At 56.0% G+C, this 14,690-nt stretch carries 12 protein-coding genes; 4 read left to right on the top strand and 8 right to left on the bottom strand.

The features are described from left to right. Window positions 1–28 precede the first annotated feature (28 nt). Entirely contained in the window at window positions 29–238 is a 210-nt protein-coding gene (locus FOV68_RS14945; protein WP_143991133.1) for a DUF1471 domain-containing protein, read from the bottom strand. Window positions 239–450: 212 nt separating this feature from the next. Then, entirely contained in the window at window positions 451–1,638 is a 1,188-nt protein-coding gene (locus tag FOV68_RS14940; protein ID WP_010252123.1) for an MFS transporter, read from the bottom strand. Between the two features lie 104 nt (window positions 1,639–1,742). Between FOV68_RS14940 and FOV68_RS14935 the strand changes: the two genes are divergently transcribed. Beyond that, complete coding sequence (locus FOV68_RS14935; protein ID WP_064704971.1) at window positions 1,743–2,708, top strand: AraC family transcriptional regulator; 966 nt, start codon at window positions 1,743–1,745, stop codon at window positions 2,706–2,708. A 22-nt stretch (window positions 2,709–2,730) separates the two neighbouring features. On the opposite strand, the gene FOV68_RS14930 is transcribed toward FOV68_RS14935, so the two are convergent. The 6 genes from FOV68_RS14930 to gltP all read right to left on the bottom strand — a co-directional run bounded on the left by FOV68_RS14930 (window position 2,731) and on the right by gltP (window position 10,022). Next, the gene (locus FOV68_RS14930) at window positions 2,731–4,275 is read right to left on the bottom strand and encodes a PAS domain-containing methyl-accepting chemotaxis protein (RefSeq protein ID WP_010252127.1); all 1,545 of its coding nucleotides are present in this window, start codon (window positions 4,273–4,275) and stop codon (window positions 2,731–2,733) included. A 228-nt stretch (window positions 4,276–4,503) separates the two neighbouring features. Next, the gene (gene murP / locus FOV68_RS14925; protein ID WP_143991132.1) at window positions 4,504–5,958 is read right to left on the bottom strand and encodes a PTS N-acetylmuramic acid transporter subunit IIBC; all 1,455 of its coding nucleotides are present in this window, start codon (window positions 5,956–5,958) and stop codon (window positions 4,504–4,506) included. After that, a complete protein-coding gene (murQ, locus tag FOV68_RS14920) occupies window positions 5,958–6,869 on the bottom strand; it encodes an N-acetylmuramic acid 6-phosphate etherase (protein WP_031591757.1) in 912 nt (303 codons plus the stop codon). Before murQ ends, murP begins: the two co-directional genes overlap by 1 nt. Before the next feature lie 864 nt (window positions 6,870–7,733). Further along, the gene (locus FOV68_RS14910; RefSeq protein WP_033780420.1) at window positions 7,734–8,108 is read right to left on the bottom strand and encodes a helix-turn-helix domain-containing protein; all 375 of its coding nucleotides are present in this window, start codon (window positions 8,106–8,108) and stop codon (window positions 7,734–7,736) included. Between the two features lie 119 nt (window positions 8,109–8,227). Next, window positions 8,228–8,503 (bottom strand): type II toxin-antitoxin system RelE/ParE family toxin, encoded by a 276-nt coding sequence (locus FOV68_RS14905; protein WP_064704975.1) that lies wholly within the window; start codon window positions 8,501–8,503, stop codon window positions 8,228–8,230. Window positions 8,504–8,720: 217 nt separating this feature from the next. Continuing rightward, on the bottom strand, window positions 8,721–10,022 hold the full coding sequence (gene gltP, locus FOV68_RS14900) for a glutamate/aspartate:proton symporter GltP (protein ID WP_010252141.1): 1,302 nt from the start codon (window positions 10,020–10,022) through the stop codon (window positions 8,721–8,723). Between the two features lie 583 nt (window positions 10,023–10,605). Here gltP and acs point away from each other — a divergent pair. The 3 genes from acs to FOV68_RS14885 all read left to right on the top strand — a co-directional run bounded on the left by acs (window position 10,606) and on the right by FOV68_RS14885 (window position 14,683). Then, window positions 10,606–12,561 carry an acetate--CoA ligase gene (gene acs, locus FOV68_RS14895; RefSeq protein ID WP_143991130.1) on the top strand — a complete coding sequence of 652 codons (1,956 nt, stop codon included), beginning with the start codon at window positions 10,606–10,608 and terminating at the stop codon, window positions 12,559–12,561. A gap of 140 nt (window positions 12,562–12,701) precedes the next feature. Then, on the top strand, window positions 12,702–13,031 hold the full coding sequence (locus FOV68_RS14890; RefSeq protein ID WP_031591760.1) for a DUF485 domain-containing protein: 330 nt from the start codon (window positions 12,702–12,704) through the stop codon (window positions 13,029–13,031). Further along, window positions 13,028–14,683 (top strand): cation acetate symporter, encoded by a 1,656-nt coding sequence (locus FOV68_RS14885; RefSeq protein ID WP_022625224.1) that lies wholly within the window; start codon window positions 13,028–13,030, stop codon window positions 14,681–14,683. The genes FOV68_RS14890 and FOV68_RS14885 overlap by 4 nt, the downstream gene beginning before the upstream one ends. Window positions 14,684–14,690: the final 7 nt, after the last annotated feature.

The following is a 14,690-nucleotide window of genomic DNA, read 5'->3' as shown; positions in this document are numbered from 1 at the left end:
CTGTCAGCACAAGAGGGTAAAACTTAACTTATTTCAGCAGCTCAGCGGTCATGTGAACGCCGTTGTTGGTGTAAGCTTCAGTGATTTTATATGAAGCACCAGCTTCCTGAGCCTGCGCAGCGATTTTCGCTTCAGCACCATCCAGCGTAGAGTCGATGGCGGTCACAGATTGGGCGAAGCTGGCGAATGGCAGAACAGAAAGCGCGATAACAGATGCAAAAGTTTTGATAGATTTCATGGTCAATTCCTCGGTTAATTTTTATCAGGTAAGGCGTGCTGCCTTGTTGATAGATATATTAGTCCGGAAGTTGATCAGTAAAAAGCGGAGGGTTTTGCTTAACTCGTTCAGTAAAATTGATGATAAAAGGCACATTTCGCACAGTTATCACTCAAAAGGTTAATAATCTACCCCCATTAAAAAAGGCAGCATATATTGCTGCCCTTGGGAATTTAACCGTGATGTCGTACCCGGGTGAAGATGGTCAGCGCGGCCAGCAGCATCAGCACTCCGCTGGCAACAAACACACCGCCTGCGCCGCGCAGGTCAAACATCCAGCCGCCCGCCGCCGCGCCGACAGTAATCGCCAGCTGGATGGTGGCAACCAGTAACCCTCCGCCCGACTCCGCATCATCCGGCACCGCGCGCGAAATCCAGGTTGACCAGCCGGTTGGCATCGAACCAAACGCCATCCCCCAGATCGCCACGCCTGCGCCTACCATCCAGCTGACATCGCCAAAGCTCACCAGCAGCAGCGCGGTGACACTCATCAACAGCGCCATGCCACTCAGAGTCAGTGATACGCTGCGGGTGACCAGGAAACCGGCCAGCGAGGTGCCAAAGAAGTTCGCCACACCAAAGGCCAGCAGCACCAGCGACAGCTGATTGAGGTTGAGCTGCGCAACACTTTCCAGAAATGGACGCAGATAGGTAAAGAAGGCGAAGTGACCGGTAAACATCATGATTACCGCCAGCATTCCCCAGCGCATCACACCAATTCGCAGCAGTGCCAGCACCCCGCCGTTGCGGGCTTTGTTCTCTGCTGGCATGGCGGGCAGGGTAAAGAACTGCCACAGCAGCGCCACCGCACCCAGTCCGGCAGTCAACATAAAGATGTTGCGCCACCCCACCAGTCCGCCTAGATAGCTGCCCAGTGGCGTAGCGATAATCGTCGCCAGCGAGATACCGCTGAAGACGATAGAGAGCGCACGCGGCACCTGATCGGTGGGAACCAGACGCATGGTGATGGCGGTTGAGAGTGTCCAGAAGCCGCCAATGGCCATACCCAGCAGCACCCGCGCCAGCAGGATCACCGTCAGGTCAGCCGCAAACGCCACCATCAGTGCCGAAGCGATCAGCAACAGCGAAAAGACCAGCATGACGATGCGGCGGTCGATGCGCCGCGTGACGCTGCCGGTGACCAGACTGGTAAACAGCGCCACCAGCGCGGTGATGGTGACGGTCTGTCCCGCCTGCCCTTCTGATACGCCCAGGCTGTGGGCCATCGGCGTCAACAGACTCACGGGTAAAAATTCGGCGGTGATGAGGCTGAACACCCCAAATGCCATAGCAAATACCGCGCCCCACGCGGGACGGGTCGGCGAGGAAACCTCATCAGCCACTTCGGTTGTCAGACTCATGCTGCTTCTCCGGAAGATAAAAAAGTGAGTGTGAGCATAGAACGCCGTGTCAGGACGATCTATGATGCTTACACCTTCATTTTTGATAATTCGTCTGGAATCACATGAGCCACTATGGAGATCTGACCAGTGAGCTGCTGATGGGGATGCGCCTCTATGGCGTGAACTATCAGCGTATCGCAGTGAGCGCGCCGTTCGGGCTGCGTTATGAGCACGCGCCGGGCCGGGCGCAGTTCCACTTTGTCGGACGCGGCTCACTGATGGTGCGCAGCGCCTCCGGCGAGGTGTTTCAGCTCAACAGCGGCGATGCGCTGCTGGTGCCGCACGGTAAACCCCACAGCCTGATCTCCAGTGAGGAGGCGAGCTGCCAGTGTATTAAGAACATGGCGAGCAAGCCGCTCTGCGACAGCGTCTGCGCCATTGCAGCCCCGGAAGATGCCTGTGATGACGAGCACAGCGTGCTGCTGTTCAGCGCCTGCATGGCGTTTGAGCTCGGCGGCATGCAGCCGCTGATCAACACCATGCCCGATGTGATGCTGGTAAGTACCCTGCTGTCGCAATACCCGGAGATTCAGCCGATTCTGGCGGCGATGGAGCGGGAGTCGCGTACCCGCCAGGCGGGATTCGCCGGAATTCTGTCGCGTCTGGCAGACGTGGTTGCCGCGCTGATTGTGCGCGGCTGGGTAGAGAACGGCTGCGGCGAGCGCAGTGGGCTGGTGCAGGCGATGCGCGATCCACGTCTGAGTCAGGCGATTGCTGCGATGCATCGGGAGCCAGGCGAAAACTGGACGGTGGCGCGGCTGGCCAGCGTGGCAGGCTGTTCGCGCTCAGTGTTTGCCGGACGGTTTCTCAATGCCACCGGCATGACGCCGCTGCGCTATCTGACGGAGTTGCGGATGCGGCTGGCGGTGCAGCGGATTGTGAACAACGGTGAAGCGGTGGAAGCCGTGGCTTATCATCTCGGCTACGGCTCGATTGCGGCATTCAGTCGCGCCTTTAAACGGATTGTCGGTCAGTCACCAGGCGCATTGCGTGCCGGACGCGACGGCACGCAGGCGCTGGCCTCTTAACCGGGCCGCTTAATCTCTTCTCTTAACGAAAGACGCTGATCGCTTCGACCAGACGGTTAGCCTGATGAGTCATACGACCTGAAGCCTCGGCGCTTTCTGTCACGCGGGCGGCGTTCTGGTGGGTGATATCATCAAGATCTTCCACCGCTGAACTGACTTCGCTGAGCGCAGTCGCCTGTTCGGCCGTGGCGGCGCTGATCTGGGCGATCAGTGCGGTGACATTCTGCACCTGCGACACGATATCCTGCATCGTGCGGCCTGCCGCGCTGGCGTGCTCATTGCCCGAGTTGACCCGGCTGGCGCTGGTTTCAACCAGCATTTTGATTTCGCTCGCGGCTTTGGCGCTGCGCTGCGCCAGGCTACGCACTTCTCCCGCCACTACCGCAAAGCCTTTGCCCTGCTCTCCGGCCCGTGCCGCTTCCACGGCGGCGTTCAGAGCCAGTATATTGGTCTGGAAGGCAATCCCGTCGATAACGCTGGTAATATTGGCAATCCGCTTTGAACTGTCGGCAATTTCGCCCATCATGCCCATCATTTCGGTCATCACCTCGCCGCCTTTGCTGGCAGCGTGGCTGGTGCCGGCTGAGAGGGTATTCGCCTCATGCGCAGTTTCAGTGTTGCTCTTCACTGTGGCGGTCATTTCGTTCATGGTGGCCGCAGTCTGCTGCACGTTGGCAGCCGCCTGTTCGGTACGGCGGCTGAGTTCGTTGTTGCTGCGGGCGATGGCGTCGCTGGCGCTCAGCACATTGATTGCCTGGCCGCTGACATCATCCACCAGCCAGCGGAACATCAAGCCGAGCTGACCGATGGCGCGCAGCGTCACACCCACCTCATCAACGCGGTCCATCTGCTCCACTTTATGGCTGGCACCGGTTGCCACACTCAGCGCCTGTTTGCACATCCGCTCAATAGGGCGTGAAATCTGCTGCTCCAGCCACAGGCTGCAGAGCAGAAGCAGCGCAGCCATTCCCGCGGTAAAGCCTGCCAGTGCCGCGGGCGTCATGCCCAGCGCCCAGACGCCCGCCACCGAGAGGGGCAGTAACGTCAGCAGCGTTGTGCGGATCCGCCAGCGAAGGGGCAGCGTCTTCAGGATTGAGGCGGGACGACGCCAGCCGCTGCGAACCAGCAGGCCTTTGTGAAAACGTCGCCCTCTGGCGCGGCCTTCACGAAAATCCTGATAGAGCACCTCAGTCTGACGCACTTCCTCTGCCGTGGGTTTGGTGCGCACCGACATGTAGCCCTGCACTTTACCGTCGCGGACTACCGGAATGGCGTTGGCCCGCACCCAGTAGTGATCGCCATTTTTACGGCGATTCTTGACCAGTGCCGTCCAGGGCTCACCCTGTTTCAGCGTCGCCCACATGTCGGCAAACGCTTCTGATGGCATATCGGGATGACGCACCATGTTATGCGGCTGGCCGTTGATCTCGTCGGCGGTGAAGCCGCTCGCCTCGATAAACGCGTCGTTAGCGTAGGTGATGTGGCTGTTAAGATCGGTGGTCGACATCAGTGTCGCATTATCGTCGAACAGATATTCACGCTGAGAGACAGGCTGGTTGTTACGCATCAAAAGTCCTTGGAGACCCGACGTCCTGCACGCGACGGTCTGAGTGTCGGCATGAAAACTGTGGGCTGAGAGATAACGATTACCTTTTTTTATGTTTTCGGCATGCTTCTGCCTACTCTTTAGCGTTTAAGTTAAATTAATGGCAATAATAAAGCCGCTTTGTAGCGGCTTTCACATTTTTGGTTGATTATCCATCCGTTAGCCGGACTGGAGAATTCCGGCAGCGGGTCAGCTGAGGTCGACATTACGGGTGCCAAACCACCAGGTAAGCAGGAATCCGCCGATCCAGGCCACCATCAGCCCAGCCAGATAGACCGCCATGCCAGCGAAGATCCCCTGGCTGGAGGTCATCAGTGGCAGCGTGACCAGGCCGGAGGGTCCGAATACCGTGTTCATCCCAACCGGCAAACCCAGCCACGCCACCAGCCCGATAAAGAACCCGCCCAGCGCACCGCCGCCACAGGCGGTGATAAAGGGCTTGAGGCGCGGCAGTGTGACGCCGTAGATCAGTGGTTCACCGACGCCAAGCAGCCCCGGCACGATAGCGCCTTTGATCTGCGCCCGCAGCAGCGCCCCTTTTTCTGCTTTGCACCACAATGCCAGTGATGCGCCGACCTGGCCTGCTCCCGCCATCGCCAGAATCGGGAAGAGCGAGTTAAAACCCTGGGTTTCCATCAGCGCAAAGTAGACCGGAATAAAGCCCTGATGGATGCCGAACATCACCGCGATCAGGAACAGCCCGGCCAGCAGCGCACAGCCAAAGGGATTGTTATTGAGATGGATAAACAGCCACGACATCCCTTTAAACAGTTCGCCGCCCAGCGGCATGATCAACAGATAAGTGATGGCGCCGGTGATCACCAGCGTAAACAGCGAGGTGAGGATCATATCGAGATTATCGGGAATGATTTTGCGCAGCTGTTTTTCAATCCACGCCCCGATAATCGCCGCCATCAGCACGCCAATAATGTTGCCGAGCGGGTCGATCGCCAGGCCAAAGAAGTTTTCCATGCCGCTGTAGTAGCCGGTGGTGGCCGTGGGCACATAGCCGAGCACAAACAGCGAGGCGATGATTGCGCCATTGACGCCGCTGCCGCCAAACGCTTTCTGCGCGTTGTAGCCAATCAGGATGCTGAGAAAGGTGAACAACCCTTTACCGAAGACTTTCATGTACGCCACGGTATGCAGCAGCCAGGGCGCGTGGTCACCGGGTGCATTGAGGTGGAGACTCTGTTCAATCAGCGTGGCAAATCCCAGCAGCAGCCCCGCGCCGATAAAGCCCGGAATCAGCGGAGTGAAGATGGTGGCGAAGCGCGACAGGAACTGATGCACGCCGCTGGTCTGTTTCGCCTTTAGCTGCTGCTTCTGCTGCGCCGCAAGCAGGCTTAGTTCCGCTGTTTGGCCCTGCGGTGCCAGCGCGGTATCACCCTGAGCCAGCAGGTTCTGCATCCCTTCGGCGGCGGTTTGCGCCTTGCCAGGTCCCAGCACAATCTGTAACTGTGCCTCGCTGTCGATAACCCCTAAGACACCCGGCAGGCTTTTTAACCTTGCCAGATCACTCACTCCAGGCTGATTGAGCGTCAGGCGGAGCCGCGTCATGCAGTGACCACAGGCCGCGATATTTTGCGCGCCACCGACCGCCTGCAGGATGTCGCGCAACAGTGCCTCGGTGATTCTGGCCATTAGCGTGCTCCCGCTGCCTGTAAAGCCTGACGGATAAAGCCCTGATGCTGACTGAGCAGCGCTTTCGCCTCATCGGCAGCCAGGTCAGCCAGTACCATCAGGATGGCGGTTTTGCAGTGTCCGCCACAGGCGGTGAGCGCGGCGCTGGCGGTCGCGTCATCACAGTCAGTGGCCTGCATGACGATGTTAACCTGACGCTGCACCAGTTTTTGATTGGTGGCTTCCACATCGACCATCAGGTTGCCGTACACTTTTCCGCTGCGGATCATCGACCCGGTAGTGAGCATGTTGAGTACCAGTTTTTGCGCCGTGCCCGCTTTCATACGGGAAGATCCGGTGACCACTTCGGGGCCGACCACCGGCGTGAGCGCAATCGCGGCAACCTGCGACATGGCGCTGCCTGGATTACAGGTGAGCGATACAGTGGTTGCGCCAAGTTCGTTCGCGTATGCCAGCGCGCCCAGTACGTAAGGTGTGCGACCGCTGGCGGCGATGCCAACCAGCACATCGTGGCGGCTGAAGTGGATATCTTTCAGATCCTGCGCGCCCTGCTCCCGGTTGTCTTCCGCGTTTTCTACCGCCTGGAGTATGGCGGTATGACCTCCTGCAATCAGGCCGATCACCTGCTCGCGGGGTGTGCCAAAGGTAGGTGGGCATTCGCTGGCATCCAGTATGCCCAGCCGACCGGAGGTGCCTGCGCCGCAATAGATCAGTCGTCCACCGGCCTGGAATGCGGCGCAGATGGCGTCAACGGCGGCGGCAATCTGCGGCACGATGGCCTCTACCGCCAGCGCCACCTTTTTATCTTCATCATTGATGACGTGCAGCATCGCTTCGGTGGAGAGTTCGTCAATATTCTGGCTGGCCGGGTTGCGGCCTTCGGTGATCATCTGGCTGAGGTCGAGTTTCATGGCGGGCTCCGCAAAGGAATAAATTATTCAAATTACTAACTATCATAACGAATGATTAATTCATTGGGTGAGATCTTTTTTCGATGGATGTGGGGTGAGTCATGTTGCGGGGGATCAGATTGGTTGAGTGATATTGGGCATTGGGAGCTTAATCGCTCCGCATTCCGGCTTGGGTGCGGTGCATGTGAGAGGAATCGCTGGGAGACTGGCGCAGGTCAGAATAGGTTCACCTGATCGGCGAGGAAGCGCAATCGAGTATTGATACATGCTTAATTGATGCGTATCACGGGCTGGGTGCGGTGCATGTGAGTGCAATCGCTGGGAGACCGGTGCCGGTCAGAAAAGGTTCACCTGATCGTAAAGACGCATTCTTCATCCATGACGCTCGGCCCACGCCGTCCCTGGCGTGGGACGCTTTACTCTTCAGGTGAACCTTTTCTTCCCTCAGGCTTTTTTATGGCTGCTTGAAAAGAGGCTTGAGTCGGACATAAACGTTGAAAAAGGCCTGCTGGAGTAAGATGTCCTTTCCTGGTTTTTGTCCTTCTGACAATCTGTACCCGAGGTGGATGAGAAGGCGGATACCAGCATTGACGGAGTTAAGCGTCCGCCGCATTGTTCAAAAACGTCGGGAGCGTTTTTGAACAATGCAAAGCGTTGGCCCGCTTGCGGGCGAGCCTCATGGATGAGGTGAGTGAACCGGCGGCCGAGGCCCCAGGGATGGGTTTTCGACGACTTTACGCAGTCACTGCTGGTATCCGACTGAACGGAGCACTGTTTTCCCTGCAAAGACCTCGCCTCCCATCCTATGTCACTCATCCAAAAGACAATAAAAACCCACGAATCGCGGGTTAAAAGCGCATCCATTTAATCAATATAAAGTTGTGACGTTCTGCAGCCATATAAAGCAGCCAGCTTCTCAAGCGTTTGTTTTTGAGGTTTCTTTCTCGACTCTAACTTCGACACGCCAGCCTGCGTGATGCCCAGTTTATTCGCCACCTCTTCCTGTGACAGGTGACGATGCAAACGCCAGGCAACATGCAAAGGAACGGATTGCCGTCGGCTGATTTTCATTACATCGTGAGGAATCGTTTCATCATCGTCTGGACCCACTTCATAAGGGACAGACTCAAACACATCATCTAAATGACGTTCAGCCATGAGCTTATTAAACAGCTCTATAGGGATGACAGCACCAGTGCGGTTCCCGCGCTCGTCCGTCAGAAACTGTATAGCATTCATGGGTAATCACTCCTTAGTGGTACGGCAGGCAACACTGTCTGATCGTCTGCCTGTGCTGCTTAACGCTAAACCCGGCTGCACAGAACTTATTGATGACGCACATTGCTCCCACCACACTGCTAGCGCTTTTTGTACGTGGTCGATGTTCTTCTTACGACTTCAAGTATATCTATCACTACTGGCTGACCTTTCTCTATCTTCCAGAGTACGCGGTAGTGACCTACTACCAGCTTCATTCGCTTCTGTTTATCATCAGTCAGCTTTTCGACTTTCAGATGAGGAATATCCGGCCATTTAGCCAGCGCCTCTACAGCATCTTCAATAGCGTTGCCCTCTTTCTGAGGCAGCCCATAAAGCTGTTTTAATGCCTTCTTCGTCCAGTTAATTTCTGCCATCCGTCAACACTCCATGTTGTCAAAGAACACAGTCAACTCACCGCAACGAAATATAACCATAATCAATCATAATTACAATATCACTGTCCTATAACCGTGGCTTTTAGTTATAAAATTATAACCTTTTAATTTTTAGTCAACCTGTATATCTGCCATGAAAAATCTCATAAAAAAAGGCCCAACTTTCGTTGAGCCCATTTTTACGTTAATGCCGTGTTCAGCTTGCGGTCTGTGTCCGCAGCTCCAGCTCATACTCTTTCGCCTTTTCGACGTCGAACTGGTTTTCCCAGCGGGCAATCACCAGCACCGCCAGTGCATTACCAACCACGTTCAGCGCGGTACGCGCCATATCCATGATGCGGTCAACACCGGCGATAAACGCCAGACCTTCCAGAGGAATGCCGACGCTGCCCAGCGTGGCCAGCAGCACCACGAAGGAGACGCCTGGCACGCCAGCGATACCTTTCGAGGTCACCATCAGCGTTATTACCAGCACAATCTCGTCGGTCAGCGACAGGTCAATGCCATACAGCTGCGCAATAAAGATTGCCGCGATACTCTGATAAAGCGTTGAACCATCCAGATTAAACGAGTAACCGGTCGGCACCACGAAGCTGGTGATCGCTTTCGGCGCACCGTAGGCTTCCATCTTCTCCATGATACGCGGCAGCACCGTTTCCGAGCTGGAAGTAGAGTAAGAGAGAATCAGCTCATCCTTCAGGATACGCATCAGCGTGGTAATCCGCAGCTTGCAGAAGCGCGCCACCCCGCCCAGCACCACAAAGGCGAAGAACAGAATCGCCGCGTAAACCAGCAGCACCAGCTTAGCCAGCGGCCAGAGCGAGGCAAAGCCGAAGTTAGCAATCGTCACCGCAATCAGCGCAAACACACCCACCGGGGCATAGCGCATGATCATGTGCGTCACTTTAAACATCGCTTCAGAAATGCCACGGAACAGGTTCACCAGCGGATCGCGCTGTTCTGACGGCAGTGACGACAGGCCTAAACCAAACAGCACCGAGAAAAAGATAATCGGCAGCATGTCGCCCTTCGCCATTGAGGCGAAAATATTCTGCGGGATCAGCGACAGAATGGTGGTGACCAGGCTGTGCGGACCGCCCTGTACCTCTGCCGTTGTCGCTTCATATTTAGAGATGTCCACCGTTGCCAGCGTTGACATATCAATGCCGGTGCCGGGTTGAAATACGTTGGCCAGCGTAATACCGACCACAATGGCAATGGTGGTGATCACTTCAAAGTAGAGAATCGTTTTGACGCCGATGCGTCCCAGCTTCTTTGCATCACCCACGCCAGCGATGCCGACAATCAGGGATGAAATCACAATCGGTACCACAATCATCTTGATAAGATGAATAAAGATATCGCCTGCCGGGCTGAGAATGTTGGTGACTAACCATTCACGATTGTCTGGCTGATTATGCAACACAGCACCCACAACGATGCCAAGCACCAGGGCTGTCAGAATCTGCCAGGCCAGGCTGATTTTAAAACCTTTCATAACGTGTAATTTCCTCAGTCAAAACCCGTTTCTCTCTACTGCGAAGGTGCAGAAGACAATACACACAGGGAGCGAGCAAAAAGCCCGGTAAATTAGAGGGTGTCTTGAAACAGCGCCTCGTATGAGAATCTGATGATTCCCATACCCATTTTCAGACGCGGTCTGAGTTGATACCTGCAGAACAGGGGCGAGATAAGTACCATTTTCACTGTGGTAAATGCAACCCCTGGCGGATCCGATTAAAAGTTCACCATCTAAGCAGCATAAAGTGCTGCCAGAGCTGAAAAACCCTAACCTGCTGTTATGAAAAGTATTACTTCGATGAATTTACGCATAGCTATGCAGAAACGATTAAAAACTGATCCGGCGCGTTTGCTCGCTTTTTATTCAGGATGAAAACGTAAAAGCGATGCCTGACTTCTCCAGCGCCGCCAGAGCGTTAACCTGATAGATCAGAATGGCTTAACGCTTCTCGGGGGATGTGTATCACGTGATCTGTGGCGCAAAAAAGAAACAAAGCTTTGGCGCGGGCTTTAATTAACCATTGATTGACATATCATTAACATCTTCAAGGAGATCCGCCATGAGCCAAATACACAAACATCCCGTTCCAGAGAATATTGCAGCAAACACCCTGATTACTGCAGAACAGTATCAGGCGATGTATCAGCAATCTGTCGACGATCCAGACAGTTTCTGGGGCGAACAGGGCAAAATCCTTGACTGGATCAAGCCTTACAGCAAAGTGAAAAACTGCTCGTTTGCACCAGGTAACATTAACATTCGCTGGTACGAAGATGGCACGCTCAACCTGGCGGCAAACTGCCTTGACCGTCATTTAGCCACGCGCGGCGATCACCCGGCGATTATCTGGGAAGGCGACGACGCCAGCGAAAGCAAAACCCTGACCTTCCGCCAGCTGCATGCCGAAGTCTGTCGCTTCGCCAACGTGCTGGAACTGCTGGAAGTGAAAAAAGGCGACGTGGTGGCGATCTATATGCCGATGGTGCCGGAAGCCGCAGTAGCGATGCTGGCCTGTGCGCGTATCGGTGCCGTTCACTCGGTGATCTTTGGCGGTTTCTCACCGGAGGCGGTCGCGGGCCGCATCGTCGATTCCAGCGCCTCGCTGGTGATCACGGCCGATGAAGGGATCCGCGCCGGTCGCAGCATTCCGCTGAAGAAAAATGTCGATGACGCGTTAAAAAATCCTAATGTCACCAGCGTGAAAAACGTGGTGGTGTTCCAGCGCACCGGTAAAGATGTGGGCTGGGTTGAAGGCCGCGATCAGTGGTGGCACGACCTGATGCTGAACGCGAGCACCAACCACGCTGCCGCAGAAGTCGGCGCGGAAGATCCGCTGTTTATCCTTTATACCTCCGGCTCAACCGGCAAACCCAAAGGCGTGTTGCACTCCACCGGCGGGTATCTGGTCTATGCCGCGACCACCTTTAAGTTCGTCTTTGATTACCATCAGGATGATATCTACTGGTGCACCGCCGATGTTGGCTGGGTGACGGGCCACAGCTATCTGGTTTATGGCCCGCTGGCCTGTGGCGCTACCACACTGATGTTTGAAGGGGTGCCGAACTGGCCAACGCCGAGCCGTATGGCAGAAGTGGTCGATAAACATAAAGTCACGCTGCTCTACACCGCACCCACCGCCATCCGTGCGCTGATGGCGGAAGGTAATAAGGCGATTGCCGGCACCGACCGCAGCAGCCTGCGCATTATGGGATCGGTCGGTGAGCCAATTAACCCGGAAGCCTGGGAGTGGTACTACAAGAAAATCGGCAACAGCCGCTGCCCGATTGTTGATACCTGGTGGCAGACCGAAACCGGCGGCTTCATGATCACGCCGCTGCCGGGTGCGACCGAACTGAAAGCGGGTTCCGCCACCCGACCGTTCTTTGGCGTGCAGCCCGCGCTGGTGGATAACGAAGGTCAGCCACAGGAAGGCGCCTGTGAAGGCAATCTGGTGATCACCGAGTCATGGCCGGGTCAGGCACGTACCCTCTATGGCGATCACGACCGTTTCGAGCAGACCTACTTCTCTACCTTTAAAAATGTCTACTTCAGTGGTGATGGTGCCCGTCGTGATGAGGATGGCTACTACTGGATCACCGGACGCGTCGATGACGTGCTCAATGTTTCCGGTCACCGACTCGGCACCGCCGAAATTGAATCGGCGCTGGTCTCGCACCCTAAAATTGCCGAAGCGGCGGTAGTGGGGATTCCGCACAGCATCAAAGGCCAGGCGATTTATGCCTATATCACGCTGAATCATGGCGAAGAGCCGTCGCCGGAGTTGTACACCGAAGTGCGCCAGTGGGTCCGTAAAGAGATTGGCCCGATAGCCACACCAGATGTGCTGCACTGGACCGACTCACTGCCGAAAACCCGCTCCGGCAAAATCATGCGGCGTATTCTGCGCAAAATTGCCACCGGGGATACCAGTAATCTTGGTGATACTTCTACGCTCGCCGATCCTGGCGTAGTAGAAAAACTGCTTGAGGAGAAACAGTCGATTAAAATGCCTTAAGCGCACGCTGTCCGGCGGGAAGATCGCTTCCCGCCACACCCGCCCTACGCAGTCTGTTTCGGTAGTCACAAATATTATAACCAGCTGAATCCGCGCCCTGTCGCGAGGTTCTCGCCTGCAAGCCCTCTGGAGAAAATGTGATGAATGACGCCCTTTCGAATCAGGATGCCATCAATCAACAGATTGAGCGTAATCCCCTTTTTCATGAATTAGTCCGTAAGCGCCAGGCGTTCGCGACGCTGCTGTCGCTGATCATGCTGGTGCTCTATGTCGGCTTTATCCTGCTGATCGCATTTGCACCCGGCTGGCTCGGCACGCCGCTGCATGCCGGCACCAACGTCACGCGCGGTATCCCGATTGGGGTCGGGCTGATTGTGATGTCGTTTGTGCTGACCGGAGTCTATGTCTGGCGCGCCAACGGCGAGTTTGACCGTTTAACGAAAGCGATCCTCCGCGAGGTGAAATCATGACCCGTCTCACCTTATGGCTGCTGGCCTTAATGCTGCCGTTTTCAGCGCTGGCTGCCGATGCGATAACCGGTGCCGTGCAGCGCCAGGCGACCAACTACCAGGCGATCATCATGTTTACGATTTTCGTCGGGGCTACGCTGGGAATTACTTACTGGGCCTCAAAGCGCACCCGATCACGTAATGACTACTACACCGCGGGCGGCAATATCACTGGCTTCCAGAATGGCCTGGCGATGGCGGGTGACTTCATGTCGGCCGCCTCGTTCCTGGGCATTTCGGCGCTGGTTTACACCTCCGGTTATGACGGGCTGATCTACTCGCTCGGCTTCCTGGTCGGCTGGCCGATGATTCTGTTTTTAATCGCTGAGCGACTGCGCAACCTGGGTCGCTACACGTTTGCCGATGTCGCCTCATATCGTCTGAAGCAGATGCCGATCCGCACCCTGTCCGCCTGCGGCTCACTGGTGGTCGTGGCGCTCTACCTGATCGCACAGATGGTCGGGGCCGGTAAACTGATCCAGCTGCTGTTTGGCCTTAACTACCACGTTGCGGTAGTCCTGGTCGGCATTCTGATGGTGATGTATGTGCTGTTTGGCGGCATGCTGGCCACCACCTGGGTGCAGATCATTAAAGCCGTGCTGCTGCTGTTTGGCGCCACCTTCATGGCAGTCATGGTAATGAAGGCGACCGGTTTCAGCTTTAATACGCTGTTCACCGAAGCGATGGCGGTCCATCCAAAAGGCATCGCGATTATGCAGCCTGGCGGACTGGTTAAAGATCCTATCTCGGCGCTGTCTCTGGGGCTGGGGCTGATGTTTGGTACGGCCGGATTGCCGCATATTCTGATGCGTTTCTTTACCGTAGCGGATGCTAAAGAGGCACGTAAAAGTGTCTTCTGGGCCACCGGTTTTATGGGCTACTTCTACTTCCTGACCTTTATTATCGGCTTCGGTGCCATCCTGCTGGTGGGCGCTAACCCGGCCTTTAAAGATGCCAGCGGCGCGCTGATTGGCGGCACCAATATGGCGGCGGTACATCTGGCGAACGCCGTAGGCGGCAGCACGTTCCTGGGCTTTATCTCTGCGGTTGCCTTCGCCACGATTCTGGCCGTTGTCGCAGGCTTAACCCTGGCGGGTGCGTCGGCGGTGTCTCACGACCTCTATGCCAGCGTGTATCGTAAAGGTCAGGCGAGCGAGAAAGATGAGCTGCGGGTTTCAAAAATTACCGTGCTGGCGCTGGGCGTGGTGGCGATTGCGCTGGGTATTCTGTTTGAGAAACAGAACATCGCCTTTATGGTCGGGCTGGCCTTCTCGATTGCGGCCAGCTGTAACTTCCCGATCATCCTGCTGTCGATGTACTGGTCAAAACTCACGACGCGCGGCGCGATGGTAGGCGGCTGGCTCGGTCTGCTGACCGCCGTCATCCTGATGATCCTCGGCCCGACGGTGTGGGTACAGGTGCTGGGCAACGCGAAGGCGATTTTCCCCTATGAGTATCCGGCGCTGTTCTCCATGGCGGTGGCCTTCGTGGGCATCTGGCTCTTCTCGATTACCGACCATTCGCAGCAGGGCGCAGAAGAACGTTCACGCTTCCGTGCACAGTTTATCCGCTCGCAGACCGGCACCGGCATCGAACAGGGCAAAGCGCACTGATCGTGGC

This window comes from Pantoea sp. paga, assembly GCF_007558755.1.
Taxonomy (GTDB): Bacteria; Pseudomonadota; Gammaproteobacteria; order Enterobacterales; family Enterobacteriaceae; genus Pantoea; species Pantoea agglomerans.
Note: the sequence above shows the minus strand (reverse complement) of the source record. Positions and strands in the feature narration are given on the sequence as shown.

Bases quoted from the DNA above. Each gene is read 5' to 3' on its own strand.
- FOV68_RS14905 (WP_064704975.1), bottom strand. From the start codon at position 8,503: ATGGCAGAAATTAACTGGACGAAGAAGGCATTAAAACAGCTTTATGGG.
- FOV68_RS14885 (WP_022625224.1), top strand. From the start codon at position 13,028: ATGACCCGTCTCACCTTATGGCTGCTGGCCTTAATGCTGCCGTTTTCA.
- FOV68_RS14890 (WP_031591760.1), top strand. From the start codon at position 12,702: ATGAATGACGCCCTTTCGAATCAGGATGCCATCAATCAACAGATTGAG.
- FOV68_RS14935 (WP_064704971.1), top strand. From the start codon at position 1,743: ATGAGCCACTATGGAGATCTGACCAGTGAGCTGCTGATGGGGATGCGC.
- acs (WP_143991130.1), top strand. From the start codon at position 10,606: ATGAGCCAAATACACAAACATCCCGTTCCAGAGAATATTGCAGCAAAC.
- gltP (WP_010252141.1), bottom strand. From the start codon at position 10,022: ATGAAAGGTTTTAAAATCAGCCTGGCCTGGCAGATTCTGACAGCCCTG.
- murP (WP_143991132.1), bottom strand. From the start codon at position 5,958: ATGGCCAGAATCACCGAGGCACTGTTGCGCGACATCCTGCAGGCGGTC.
- FOV68_RS14940 (WP_010252123.1), bottom strand. From the start codon at position 1,638: ATGAGTCTGACAACCGAAGTGGCTGATGAGGTTTCCTCGCCGACCCGT.
- FOV68_RS14930 (WP_010252127.1), bottom strand. From the start codon at position 4,275: ATGCGTAACAACCAGCCTGTCTCTCAGCGTGAATATCTGTTCGACGAT.
- FOV68_RS14910 (WP_033780420.1), bottom strand. From the start codon at position 8,108: ATGAATGCTATACAGTTTCTGACGGACGAGCGCGGGAACCGCACTGGT.
- FOV68_RS14945 (WP_143991133.1), bottom strand. From the start codon at position 238: ATGAAATCTATCAAAACTTTTGCATCTGTTATCGCGCTTTCTGTTCTG.
- murQ (WP_031591757.1), bottom strand. From the start codon at position 6,869: ATGAAACTCGACCTCAGCCAGATGATCACCGAAGGCCGCAACCCGGCC.